Source organism: Saccharopolyspora sp. NPDC045839 (assembly GCF_056431645.1).
Genome location: NZ_JBWKKH010000007.1, coordinates 144,422 through 156,934 on the forward strand (window position 1 = coordinate 144,422; position 12,513 = coordinate 156,934).

Annotated in this window: 10 protein-coding genes; 1 reads left to right on the forward strand and 9 read right to left on the reverse strand. The window is 70.2% G+C overall.

The genetic code is table 11. The features are described 5' to 3' along the window. The 3 genes from AC07EQ_RS12710 to AC07EQ_RS12720 form a co-directional block, all read right to left on the reverse strand. Positions 1–1,236 (reverse strand): YeeE/YedE family protein, encoded by a 1,236-nt coding sequence (locus tag AC07EQ_RS12710; protein ID WP_478388129.1) that lies wholly within the window; start codon positions 1,234–1,236, stop codon positions 1–3. Positions 1,237–1,255: 19 nt separating this feature from the next. Then, a complete protein-coding gene (locus tag AC07EQ_RS12715) occupies positions 1,256–2,920 on the reverse strand; it encodes a hypothetical protein (protein WP_478388130.1) in 1,665 nt (554 codons plus the stop codon). Positions 2,921–3,026: 106 nt separating this feature from the next. Continuing rightward, positions 3,027–4,847 carry a hypothetical protein gene (locus tag AC07EQ_RS12720; RefSeq protein WP_478388131.1) on the reverse strand — a complete coding sequence of 607 codons (1,821 nt, stop codon included), beginning with the start codon at positions 4,845–4,847 and terminating at the stop codon, positions 3,027–3,029. Positions 4,848–5,485: 638 nt separating this feature from the next. Here AC07EQ_RS12720 and AC07EQ_RS12725 point away from each other — a divergent pair. Next, positions 5,486–5,650, forward strand: coding sequence for a hypothetical protein (locus AC07EQ_RS12725; RefSeq protein WP_478388132.1), 165 nt, complete (start codon positions 5,486–5,488; stop codon positions 5,648–5,650). A gap of 11 nt (positions 5,651–5,661) precedes the next feature. Here the strand turns inward: AC07EQ_RS12725 and AC07EQ_RS12730 are convergent, their stop codons facing one another. The 6 genes from AC07EQ_RS12730 to AC07EQ_RS12755 form a co-directional block, all read right to left on the reverse strand. Next, positions 5,662–6,114, reverse strand: coding sequence for a hypothetical protein (locus AC07EQ_RS12730; protein ID WP_478388257.1), 453 nt, complete (start codon positions 6,112–6,114; stop codon positions 5,662–5,664). A 15-nt stretch (positions 6,115–6,129) separates the two neighbouring features. After that, entirely contained in the window at positions 6,130–6,882 is a 753-nt protein-coding gene (gene dapB, locus AC07EQ_RS12735; RefSeq protein ID WP_358575297.1) for a 4-hydroxy-tetrahydrodipicolinate reductase, read from the reverse strand. 432 nt (positions 6,883–7,314) lie between these two features. Next, the gene (locus AC07EQ_RS12740) at positions 7,315–8,652 is read right to left on the reverse strand and encodes a M16 family metallopeptidase (RefSeq protein WP_478388133.1); all 1,338 of its coding nucleotides are present in this window, start codon (positions 8,650–8,652) and stop codon (positions 7,315–7,317) included. A 342-nt stretch (positions 8,653–8,994) separates the two neighbouring features. Beyond that, positions 8,995–11,241 carry a polyribonucleotide nucleotidyltransferase gene (locus AC07EQ_RS12745; protein ID WP_478388134.1) on the reverse strand — a complete coding sequence of 749 codons (2,247 nt, stop codon included), beginning with the start codon at positions 11,239–11,241 and terminating at the stop codon, positions 8,995–8,997. A 251-nt stretch (positions 11,242–11,492) separates the two neighbouring features. Continuing rightward, positions 11,493–11,762 carry a 30S ribosomal protein S15 gene (gene rpsO / locus AC07EQ_RS12750; protein WP_093261676.1) on the reverse strand — a complete coding sequence of 90 codons (270 nt, stop codon included), beginning with the start codon at positions 11,760–11,762 and terminating at the stop codon, positions 11,493–11,495. 143 nt (positions 11,763–11,905) lie between these two features. Then, positions 11,906–12,475 (reverse strand): 2'-5' RNA ligase family protein, encoded by a 570-nt coding sequence (locus AC07EQ_RS12755; protein WP_478388135.1) that lies wholly within the window; start codon positions 12,473–12,475, stop codon positions 11,906–11,908. Positions 12,476–12,513: the final 38 nt, after the last annotated feature.

Sequence of the window (12,513 nt, forward strand, 5' to 3'; positions counted from 1 at the left end):
TCAGCAGACGGAGTCGGACGGCTTGGGGTTGGTGAGCCCGAACAGCGGGCGCAGCGAGACGCCCGCGAACGTGCCGATGAGGGCCATCGCGCCCCACAACCAGCCGTGCAGGCTGAACGAGGCCACGCCCGAGAAGTAGGCGCCGATGTTGCAGCCACCGGCGAGCCGGGCGCCGATTCCCATGACCACGCCGCCGAGCACGGCGCCGACCGCCAGCTTCCACGGGATCCTGCGGTGCAGGGTGAAGGCGCCGGCGAGGGCGGCGGCGATGAGCGCGCCGATCATGATTCCGAAGTCCATCACCGAAATCCGGTCGGTGAGCACGGAAGCCGAAAGCTTCGCGGCATTCTCGGGCACGCTCCAGAACGGCGTGCCGGAGATGTCCATGCCGACCCAGCCGAGGATCTTGGCGCCCCACAAGCCGAACGCCGAGGTGATTCCCCAGGCGTGCCCGGACACGAACAGCGTCAGCGCGTTCAGCCCGGCTAACAGCAGCGCTCCGACCCATAACGGCCAGGAGCCGCGCAGCGCCCGCAGCACGCCTCGTTCGGTCGGCGGCTGTTCGATCGGCGGCGGTGTCCGGCGGCGTTCGATCAGCACCGATGCGCCGGCGATGGCACCGATGACCAGCAGCGAGATGACCAGTGCTCCGGTGTGACCAAGCGGCGTGTCGGCGAGCGAAACGCTGGGTCCGGTGTTCTGCAGCAGTTTGAACCAGTCGGCGGCGAAAGCGCTGGCGACCGAGCCGGCGATGAAGCCGCCGAGGGTGAACAGGATCGCGGTCTGCCCGCTGCCGACGGCGAACAGCGTCCCGGAGGCGCACGAGCCGCCGACCTGCATGCCCACGCCGAACAGGAACGCGCCCAGCACCACGCCGAGCCCGGCCGGCGCCACGGTGTCCTCCGGTGTTCCGGACAGGCTCGCGCCGCTGCCCAGCAGCACGGAGAACAGCAGGCACGCCGCGCCCAGCATCAGCATGTGCGCTCGGATCGCCCGGCCTTGGCCGACGGTCACCAGCTGCCGCCACGCCGAGGTGAAGCCGAAGCGGGAATGGAACAGCACGAGCCCGAGCGCGAGGCCGATCGCGTAGAGCACCGTGAGCTTCCAGCCTGCGGCGTTGTTGACGGCGAGGCCGACCACGACGGCTACCGCGACACCGATCGCGACCACGCCGCGCTGCGCCGGTGGCGCCTGCACCGGTGGGACGACCGGACGCGAAACGTCCACAACAGACATGGGCACTCCTGGTTCTGGGTCAGGACGGGAGGGGGCCGGAGATGGCGACGATGGTGCCCTGCGGGATCCATTGGCCCGCGGCGGAACTGCCATGCGGGTGGTTGGCCATCCGCATCACGTCCACCTGGGCGGAGGCGTAGATCGCGACGTCGCCGGTGAGGTTCTCCTGACGTGCCGCCAGCCAGTGGCGGAATCCGGCGAGTGACGGGGGTTCGCCGCCGAATACGCCGGCCAGCGTCATGCCGTAGGTCAGCGAGCGCTCGTCACGGGGGTCGAAGCGCAGCGGGATCGACGAACCGGCCACGGCGTTCACGACGGGCCCGTGCAGCAGCCACGGGGCGAGGTGGACGCCGTAGATGTAGCCCGGCCCGTTGTTGCTGGATTCGAGGGCTTCTGCGGCGCGCGACCAGCCGGAGACGACGAGCAGCGCGCCGCCGGGATCGTCCCGGATCGCCAGCCCGCGTTGCTGCGCTTGGGAAAGCACCGCGTCGGCGGCGGCTCGGGAGCGGGGCGACTCGTCGCTGATCACTGCGATCGACGGAACCCCGGCTGCGGCGAGGTAGCCGACCTGCTTGCGCAGCGCATCTTCGTCCTCTGTGGACAACTCTGCGGACGGGCAGCTGTCCAGCACCGACGGGGCGCCGGCGGCGATGCCGCCCAGCGCGGCGCTGGCGCATTCGGGCCCGTCCGCGGCGACGGCGTCCGGCAGCGTCGGGAGCTCGCCGGTGTCGACGTCCACCGTGCCCCGCTCCGCCCCGCGACGCACCACGAAATCGCTGCGCCCGCTGGTCAGTTCGACCTCGGCCCAGGTTCCCGTGCTGCCCGGTCGCGGCACGGCCCGCGAGATTCGGCCGCCGGATTCGACCACGACGTCCAGTCCCGCGCTCGCCGGGAAGTGCACCAGGTTTCGCCCCGGCCGGTGCGGGCTGACCAGCACTGGTGTCCCGGCGGCCGACGCGAGCCGTGGGATGCCGGGCACCGCCAGGTCGTGCGGCTGCGGAATGCCGGGCAGGGCGGTCCAGGCGACGACCGCGACCAGCACCCCCACCGCGCCCAGCCGGTAGACCCGCCGGACGTCGCGGAGTACCGCGGTCAGCACCAGAACTCCCAGTGACGCCACGACCAGCCCGACGAGCGCCAAGCCGTAGGCGCTGTCCACCAACCGGCGGTCGAGCAGGCCAGACAGCAGCAACTGGGTGAGCGCGGCCCCGGCCAGCGCCAACGCCGCGGTCAGCGCCACCGGGCCGGGCCGCAGCCCGCCGTTGTCGCGCCAGGGTCCGGCGGCGAAGCCGAACCAGACCACGGCGACGGCGGCGAACACGGTGTCGAGGAAGAACGCGAGCGATGAATGCCCGAGCCCGGCCTCGGCGATCAGCAGCAGTGCCAGCGCGAACCCGAGGTAGGTCGCGGCGGCCCGCCACCGCAACGCTAGCGGCACCGCCAGCGCGAGGACCGCGTGCGCCACCGCGAAACCGATGTTGATGTCGAGCACCGCCGCGGACCACCCGCTGGCCAGCGCGGCGATGCCGCCGGCCGTCCAGGCCAGCCACGGCGGCACCGCCACCACGGCGCGCAGCAGGCCGACGCCCGCGACCACCGCGGTGCTGGTCAGCAGGAGAATCCGCAGCACCAAGGCGATCAGATCCACACTGGACACCCCGGTGTGGGAGTGCATGTTCTCCATCAGCCACTCGCGTTCTCTCGCTCGGGTTCCGGCGATTTCGCGCGAAATCGCCGCCTGGGGAGGAGCCGCTCCGCGGGGGGAACGGCTCCTCCACCGGGTGCGCGGTTTACTTCACGTCGCCGTCGGCGACCACGAACAGCTCCGAGTGCGGTTTGGCGTTGCCGAACTCGCCGTGCGGCCAGGACCGCCGGTTGAAGTTCACGCCGACCTCACCGGTGACCTCGTCGCGGAACTCGTCGTCGACCGACACCGAGCCGTCCTTGCCCAGGCTCACGACGTTGACCTTGTGGTCGCCGTCCAGGCCGGATCGGGCCACGAAGTAGTTCGACACCGCGAGCCGCTGCGGCTGCTGGGTTTCCTGGTAGAAGCCGTCCGGGCCGAGCACGAAGTTGTCGTACGCGCCCCAGTGCGGGCCGGCGCCGGGCTTGCCGGGGTTGATCGGGGTGGCGCCGGCGAGCGTCGGGCAGTCGGCCTCGGCGCCGCCGTGCTCGGCTTCCTGCTTGGTGTCGATCGAGCACGTGTAGTCGTCGCCGGCTCCGACGAGCTTGGCGATGTCCAGCACGTAGACGCCGCCCGTGGTGCCCGGGTCGTCGGCCCCGAACGTGCCGGGCTGACGTCCCTGGATCGCCCGGTACAGGAACCGGTCGTCCGGGCTGGTCTGGATCCAGCCGCCGTTGGAGCTGCCGCCGTTGCGGTCGTTGGCCGCGTCGAAGCCGGGGCTGGCCGTGCCGTCGTCGAAGACCTGCCGCCAGTGCGGTTCGGCCGCGGTGATGTCCGGCGTGTAGAAGACCGCGCCGCCCTGCATGGTCTGGGCGAAGGCGCCCTTGTGACCGGGGAGGTTGGTGACGGTCGTCTCCATCACCGCGCGGCTTTCCTGGTGCAGCGGGTCGTTCGGGTCGGCGCGGGGACCGTCCGGCAGGTAGGACACCGCCTTCAGCTTGGGGTGGTTGCGGTCGGAGATGTCCCAGGTGCGCACGGTGGGCCGGCGCAGGTACGGCGACGGCGCCTTCACCGGGTCCAGGATGATGTTGCGCGGCTCGACGTAGTCGGCGGTCACCAGCGTGTTCAGGTCCTCGCGGGCCTGGATGCCGTGCGGGTTGGCGCAGGTCGGCTCGCCGAGCCTCGGCAGGTTGGCGCACAGCTTCTCGTTGTCGCCGCCGGGCGTGGCCGCCGGGGACTGCGAGAGCACCTTGGCGTTCTCGTCGAAGCGCACGACTTCACCGGGGCTACCGGCGAAACCGTTGCCGATGTGCACCGAACCGTCGTCGTAGCGGTAGGGGCCGGGCGCGACCGGCCCGCCCATGTACGTCGCGTACGCCGTGCCGTCCTTGAGCACCCAGTAGGCGTCGGGCACGGAGCCGCCGAGCGTTTGCGTCGGCAGGCTGATGCCCTTCAGCTTCACGTTGGGCAGGGCGGTCACGTCGAAGGCGTAGGTGGCGGCGCCGAAGAGCGCGCCCGCGTAGATGGTGTCGCCCTTGTGCCACACGTATTGCATGTGGTGCGGCTCGTTCTCCACCAGCGGCCCGACGGTGATGGTGTTGACGACCTGGCCGTATCCGGGCGATCCGGGGGTCGCGTCGATGACGGCGAGGAAGTCCGGACCGGGCAGGGCGTTCGAGGCCTTGCCGAGGCCACCGCCCAGCGATCCGGGCAGGTTCCGCACGTCCGGGACCACCGTGTCGGCGATGTTCTCGTCGCCGGCCCAGACCAGCAGCCATTCCTTGCGCTTGCCGTCGGACTGCGACTTCTCCAGCGCGCTCTTCACCAGGTGGTTGGTGACCGTGTAGTCCTTGCCGTCGGCGCCTTTGACCGATTGCGTCGACACTTCGACATCTGCGTAGGCATCTTGGACGGGTAGCGTGACCGCGCCGATCGCCAGCAGCACGGCGGCCAGCCCGGTGGGCCATCTGCGAAAACGTATCTTCATTTGTGCTCCGAGAATCCGTGGAATCACCCGACTGAAGGCATGCCGGAACCCCACCGGCGGCACGTTCGGAAAACGCGCGTTAGAGGAGAAAGCGGCGATGCCGAAGGGAACACATCGGACCGGGGGAAACCTGCGTTGTCACGCCAGGCCCGGTTCCGCGAAAGGAGAGCCCTAGCCGGCGCAACAGAGCGCGCTGGCCTGCTGCACCAAATCGACATGCAGGCGAGCCACCAGAGTGGCGAACCTGGACATGGCTGAAATGATCGGGATTACCGGTGACGCTGTCAATGACCCAACCACTTGGTGAGATCGCCGCACATCGTTACCCGGAAAAGCGCAGCACACGCCCGCGTTCACCCGAAGAGCCGTAGAGGAGTTAACAATGTAACCCTATCTTGCGCCCGCCGCGAAACATTTCTTTCAGAAATCCCGAAAAGCCGCAGTCCGCGCGCCTGCACCCATTGTGCCTGAGGATCGCCCGCAATGCCGCCGCCGTTGCCACGCCAAGAGGCCGGTCCACTTCGGAACGAGCACGGCGTACGTCGAGATGCGCACGGCGCGAGAGCTTCCAGGCCGACGACCTGAACGCGCTGCCCGAATAGCTTCGGGCGCGCCATGTTTCGTCCCTAGGACGAACTTTGCGCAGGCGCACCCTTTCCCTCGGCACGCCGCTGTCGGCGGTGTTCGGGTTGGCGATGTTGGGCGTGCCGCGGGTGGTCGCGCACGATCTCCACCTCGCGGGCCCGCCACCGGCGATGGTGGCATGGCGGAAGTCGCGAGGCTGCGGCCCGACGTGGTGCTGACGGACATCCGGTCACCGCGCGGATTCTTCGCGCTCCAGCTCGATCGCGCGGCGCATCGCCTTGCGGCCGCGGTTGCGGTCGCCGGCCAGGTCGTAGGCCTGCGCCAGCGCGAACCAGCGCCGCCAATCCTTCGGCGCGGCTTCGAGTTCGGCCTGCTTCTCGTCGAAGTACGCGTCCGCCGCTTCCCGCTCGACACGGCCGGAGGGCCGCCGGGGCAGGTGCGAGACGTCCGGCAGCGCGTCCTCGTCGTAGAGCCGCTGCGCGAGCCGCTCGGTGCTCGCGCCGAACCGCAGCTGGTCGACGACCAGCAGCGCGCCGAGCACCGGCAGCACGAAGACCGCCACCCCGAGGGCGATGAACACCGGCTGCCCGCTGGTGATCATGGTGACCGCGCGGCCGCCCATGAGCACCAGGTACACCAGCAGCACGATCGCCACCACGAACGCGGACGTCCGCGGGGTCAGCAGCTTGCGGGCCACTCAGATCCCCAGCAGCGCGTCGAGGCCGACGGTCAGGCCCGGCCGGGACCCGACCTCGCGGATCGACAGCAGCACCCCGGGCATGAAGGAGCGGCGGTCGTAGGAGTCGTGCCGGATGGTCAGCGTCTCGCCCTCGGTGCCGAACAGCACCTCCTGGTGCGCGACGAGCCCGGTCATCCGCACCGAGTGCACCCGCACGCCGTCGACGTCCGCGCCGCGGGCGCCGTCGAGTTCCTTGGTCGTCGCGTCCGGCACCTCGCCCAGGCCCGCCTCGGCGCGCGCCTGCGCGATCACCTGCGCGGTGCGCGCGGCGGTGCCCGACGGCGCGTCGGCCTTCTTGGGGTGGTGCAGCTCGACGATCTCCACGGATTCGAAGAACTTCGCGGCGAGCTCGGCGAACCGCATCGACAGCACCGCGCCGATCGCGAAGTTCGGCGCCACCAGCACGCCGACCTCCGGCCGGTCGGCCAGCCAGGAGCGGACAGTGTCCAGCTCCGGGGTGCCGAGCCCGCTGGTGCCGACCACCACGTGGATGCCGTGCTCGACGCAGAACCGGATGTTGTCGAGCACCGCGTCGGGATGGGTGAGGTCGACCGCGACCTGGGCGCCGCCGTCGAGCAACCCGGTGAGGCCGTCCTCGCGGTTGATCGCGGCGACCAGTTCGGTGTCGGGGGCCTCGCCGACGGCGCGAACCGCCTCGGATCCCATCCGCCCGCGGGCACCCAGCACGCCGACCTTGATCGGGCTGTTCACGTGACGACTACCTTTCCACCTCGACGCCGCACTGCCGCGAGTCTATGCACCGGCGTTCTCCGAGGTGACGGGCACCCCACGCCCTCTCGCGAGTGCCCCGTCCGCAATTTCCACTGAAATCGAACCTTCGATTTCAATGAGGTTTTTCCAACCTCGTTCTGCGTGGCGGTGCGGGTGGCGGAACCTCAGAGGCTCCCTGGACTGTGGGTGCCCTGACTGATGTATGCCCAATACACGGCGTCAGGGCCGTCCTCGCCGGGAGAACCCCGGAGGGGTGGGCACAGTGAACCCGCGGCGGTGCCAGTTGCGGGGGTGGGCTATGTGCCTACGGCGCATGCGACACCCCACCGACGTGCGGCTTCGCGACCCGCGACTGCGGGCCGACCAGGATGAAAAACGCTCAATGGAAATTGCGGACGGTCGAGTCGGGAGTCACACGCCGTCGGGCAGGTCCTCGGGCGAGTCGTACGGCCCGACGACGGCGGTGGTCAGCGGCCGGCGCAGCAGCTCGGCCGCGAGCTCCGCGACGTCGTCGACGGTGACCGCGTCGATGCGCTCCAGGGTCTCCTCGACCGTGAAGTGCCTGCCGTAGTTCAGCTCGATCTTGCCGATCCGGCTCATCCGGGACGCGCTGTCCTCGAGGCCGAGCACCAGGCCGCCGCGCAGCTGCCCGCGCCCGCGCTCCACCTCGTCCGCGGTCAGCCCGTCGGCAGCGACGCCGGCGAGCACGCCGCGGATCACCGTCGCGACCTCGCCGAGCCGGTCCGGGGTGCAGCCCGCGTACACCGAGAACGTCCCGGCGTCGGAGTACGCCGTGGTGGCCGAGTACACCGAGTAGGCCAGGCCCCGCCGCTCCCGCACCTCCTGGAACAGCCGCGAGCTCATGCCGCCGCCCAGCGCCGCGTTGAGCACGCCGAGCGCGAAGCGGCGGTCGTCGTAGCGGTCGAAGCCGCGGCAGCCCATCAGCAGATGGGCCTGCTCGGTGTCGTCTGTGTGCAGCGCCAGCGGCTTCTGCTTCGGCAGCCGCGCCCGCCCCGTGCGCGGCGGCGCGGGCAGCACTTCGCCGTCCAGCCGGTCGCCGAGCGCCTTGCGCAGCAGCCGCAGCACCCGGCTGTGGTCGACGTTGCCCGCGGCGGCGATGACCATCTTCGGCATCTCGTAGCTGCGCCGGTAGAAGCCGTTGACCCGGGCCCGGGTCATCTCGGTGATGGAGTCCTCGGTGCCCAGCACGGAGCGGCCGAGCGGGTGGTCGCCGAGCACCGCCGAGGTGAACAGCTCGTGCAGCAGGTCCTCGGGATCGTCGTCGCGCATCGCGATCTCCTCCAGGACCACGCTGCGCTCGACATCCACATCGGACTTCGCGTTCAGCGCGTCGAAGACCACGTCGCAGAGCATGTCGATCGCCAGCGGCAGGTCGCGGTCGAGCACGTGCGCGTAGTAGCAGGTGTGCTCCTTGGCCGTGAAGGCGTTCAGCTCGCCGCCGACGGCGTCGATCTCCTGCGCGATGTCCACGGCCGTGCGCTTGGCGGTGCCCTTGAAGAGGAGGTGTTCCAGGTAGTGCGCGGCACCGGCCTGCGGGCGGCCCTCGTCGCGCGAGCCCACCGCGACCCAGATGCCGACGGAGGCCGAGCGCACGCCGGGCACGGGCTCGGTGACCACCCGCAAGCCGCCCGGCAACACCGTCCGGCGCACGGCCGCGTCGCCAGTGCCGCCGAGGATTCGAGTGGTCCCGGGACGCTGCAAGTACCCGGCGCGTGTCTGCTTCTTCATGTCCCTTTAGAGAGTATTTCGAACTTGGTTTGCGTAGCGGTTCGGGTGGCGGCCCCCTGCGGGAATTACCGCTGCCCCCCTCGCTGTGGGATCCCCGACCTCATGAATGCCAATTCACCACGTCGGGGCTGTCCTCGGTGGGAGAACTCCGGAGGAGTGGGCACCGTGGACACGCGGCGGTGCGAGTTGAGTCGCACACCGCAAGCGGCTGCCGCCGCTCATCAAACACCAACCACCTTGGTCTCGTCACGGCATCGTGAGTTGACGGCTCACAACCGTACGGCCCGCCCCGGAGTTTCCGGGACGGGCCGCATGGGACAGCACGTCACGCGCGCCGATCGGTCACTGCGCCGGGGTCTCGGCCTCCGGCTGGGCCTCGCCCTCGGCCTTCTCCGCCTCGTCGTTGACCAGCACCAGGCTGATCTTGCCGCGGCTGTCGATGTCGGCGATCTCCACGCGCAGCTTGTCGCCGACGTTCACCACGTCCTCGACCTTGCCGATGCGCTTGCCGTTGCCCAGCTTGGAGATGTGCACCAGGCCGTCCTTGCCCGGCAGCAGCGAGACGAACGCGCCGAAGGCCGCGGTCTTGACCACGGTGCCCAGGAAGCGCTCGCCGACCTTCGGCAGCTGCGGGTTCGCGATGGCGTTGATCTTGTCGATCGCGGCCTCCGCGGACGGACCGTCGGCGGCACCGACGTAGATGGTGCCGTCGTCCTCGATGGTGATCTCCGCGCCGGTCTCCTCGGTGATCGAGTTGATCATCTTGCCCTTCGGGCCGATGACCTCGCCGATCTTGTCCACCGGGATGCTGATGGAGGTCACCCGCGGGGCGTGCGGGCTCATCTCGTCGGGCTTGCCGATCGCCTCGGCCATCACCTCGAGGATGGTGAACCGGGCGTCGCGGGCCTGGCCGAGCGCCTGGGCCAGCACCTCGGACGGGATGCCGTCCAGCTTGGTGTCCAGCTGCAGCGCGGTCACGAAGTCCTTCGTGCCGGCGACCTTGAAGTCCATGTCACCGAAGGCGTCCTCGGCACCGAGGATGTCGGTCAGCGCCACGTAGTGGGTCTGACCGTCGACCTCGTCGGACACCAGGCCCATCGCGATGCCGGCCACCGGCGCCTTCAGCGGCACACCCGCGTTCAGCAGCGACAGCGTCGAGGCGCACACCGAGCCCATCGAGGTGGACCCGTTGGAGCCCAGCGCCTCGGAGACCTGGCGGATCGCGTACGGGAACTCCTCGCGCGTCGGCAGCACCGGCATCAGCGCGCGCTCGGCCAGCGCACCGTGGCCGATCTCGCGCCGCTTCGGGCTGCCGACCCGGCCGGTCTCACCGGTCGAGTAGGGCGGGAAGTTGTAGTGGTGCATGTACCGCTTCGTCGTGTCCGGGGACAACGAGTCGATGGTCTGCTCCAGGCGCAGCATGTTCAGCGTGGAGACACCCATGATCTGGGTCTCGCCGCGCTCGAACAGCGCCGAGCCGTGGGCCCGCGGGATCACGCCGACCTCCGCGGACAGGCTGCGGATGTCGGTCAGCGAGCGGCCGTCGATGCGGACCTGGTCGCGGATGATCCGCTGGCGCACCAGCTTCTTGGTCAGCGACCGGAAGGCGGCGCCGACCTCCTTCTCGCGGCCCTCGAACTGCTGGCCCTCGCCGGTGCCGACCTTCTCCAGCACCGCGGCCTTGATCTCGTCGAGCCGGCTCTCCCGCTCCTGCTTGCCGCCGATCTTCAGCGCCTCGGCGAGCTCACCGGAGACGGCCTGCTCGACGGCGGTGAAGGCGTCCTCGGCGTAGGCCGGGAACACCGGGAAGTCCTGGACCTCCTTGGCGGCGGCCTGCGCGAGCTGCTGCTGCGCCTGGCACAGGGTCCGGATGAAGGGCTTCGCGGCCTCCAGACCAGCGGCGACGACCTCTTCGGTCGGCGCCTGCGCGCCCTCGGCGACCAGGTTGACGGTCTTCTCGGTGGCCTCGGCCTCGACCATCATGATCGCCACGTCGTCGCCGACGATGCGACCCGCGACGACCATGTCGAACACGGCCCGCTCGAGCTGCTCATGGGTCGGGAAGGCCACCCACTGGCCGTCGATCAAAGCCACTCGGGTGCCGCCGATCGGGCCGGAGAACGGCAGACCGGACAGCTGGGTGGATGCCGACGCGGCGTTGATCGCCAGCACGTCGTAGAGGTCGCCGGGCACCAGGCTCATGACGGTGACGACGACCTGGACCTCGTTGCGCAGGCCGTCCACGAAGGACGGGCGCAGCGGCCGGTCGATCAGCCGGCAGGTGAGGATCGCGTCGGTGGACGGGCGACCCTCGCGGCGGAAGAACGAGCCGGGGATGCGGCCCGCGGCGTACATCCGCTCTTCGACGTCGACGGTCAGCGGGAAGAAGTCGAAGTGCTCCTTCGGCTGCTTGGACGCCGTGGTGGCGGACAGCAGCATGGTGTCGTCGTCCAGGTAGGCGACGACGCTGCCGGCGGCCTGCTTGGCCAGCCGGCCCGTCTCGAACCGGACGGTCCGGGTCCCGAACGCGCCGTTGTCCAGCACGGCGGTGGCCTCGTAGACGCCCTCGTCGATCTGGGGTTCAGTCAAGGTTGACTCCTCGGTTTCACGAGGCCCACGGCAGGAGCATCCGGATCGTGGTCCGACGAGGCCGGCCATCGATCGAAGCCCCCGGGAACGTCTGTTGCGACGACTTGCCCGGCAGCCACTACCGAGGACCGGCGGACGCCTGTCCGGTGCGTGCCACCGTGAGCGCTCTTCAGTTGCGACGGCGCGCGGGGCGCCGTCCGTTCTTCATGCACCGGGGGGAGCGGCCCATCGGCCGCTCCCCCCGGTGTTCGTCAACGACGCAGACCGAGTCGCTGGATCAGCGAACGGTAGCGTTCGATGTCCACCTTGGTCAGGTAGTTGAGCAGACGGCGGCGACGACCGACCATCAGCAGCAGACCACGACGCGAGTGGTGGTCGTGCTTGTGCTGCTTGAGGTGCTCGGTCAGCCCGACGATCCGCTTGGTCAGCAGGGCCACCTGGGCCTCCGGCGAACCGGTGTCGCCGTCCTTCAGGCCGTACTCGGCCAGGATCTGCTTCTTGTCTTCAGTGGACAACGCCACGAATTGACTCCTTCGATGTCCCGTGTCAGCGACGCCCGACCGATCGATCGAGTGGCGGGTCGACCCAAGCCGACCAGACGCGGCCACCACGGACTGCAGCCGCTCCACATGCCAGGATAACAGGGAGACCTGCTGCGATCGGGTCAACCCGGCGTCTCGCGCGTCACCGCCGCCCGGTGCACGGTCCGGTACTCCCGACCGCCTTCCCGCAGGTCACTGCACACCACCGCAAGATCGCGCGGCCGCCACCACGGGCCGGTGTAGCCGGCGAACAGCCCCGGCAGCAGCTCGCGGTCGGCGCGCCCGGCGACCCACCTGGCGATGGTGAGGTGCGGGGTGTGACCGCGCGGATCGCCACCGGCCGCGCGCACCAGCTCGCGCAGCGCGGCGTCGTCGGAGCCGGTTTCCGGCTCGACGCCGACCCACAGCACGCCGCGGAACGTCCCGGCGCCGGCCAGCCGGAGGCGCGGCGACGACGGGTCGGTCTCCAGCAGTTCGGCGACGCGCTGGTCGAGCCGGCCGGTCACGCGCTGCTCGTCGGCGTCGTCGCCGTGGAAGCGAAGCGTCAGGTGCCAGCGCGACGGGGGTGTGAAGCGGAACTTGCGCAGGCCCGCGGTCGCCTCGGCCACCCGGTCCGGGTCGAGCCGGTCTACCGCCGACGCCAGGTGCCGCACCGCCTCGTCCGACGGCCACAGCGCGGTGAACAAACGCATACCCCAGTGTCCGCGCACCCCCCGGACGCCCGCGCGGC

What these genes read in the sequence shown, in the direction of transcription:
- AC07EQ_RS12740 (WP_478388133.1), bottom strand. Translation starts at nt 8,652, where the DNA reads ATGAAGAAGCAGACACGCGCCGGGTACTTGCAGCGTCCCGGGACCACT.
- AC07EQ_RS12710 (WP_478388129.1), bottom strand. Translation starts at nt 1,236, where the DNA reads ATGTCTGTTGTGGACGTTTCGCGTCCGGTCGTCCCACCGGTGCAGGCG.
- AC07EQ_RS12715 (WP_478388130.1), bottom strand. Translation starts at nt 2,920, where the DNA reads ATGGAGAACATGCACTCCCACACCGGGGTGTCCAGTGTGGATCTGATC.
- AC07EQ_RS12755 (WP_478388135.1), bottom strand. Translation starts at nt 12,475, where the DNA reads ATGCGTTTGTTCACCGCGCTGTGGCCGTCGGACGAGGCGGTGCGGCAC.
- AC07EQ_RS12720 (WP_478388131.1), bottom strand. Translation starts at nt 4,847, where the DNA reads ATGAAGATACGTTTTCGCAGATGGCCCACCGGGCTGGCCGCCGTGCTG.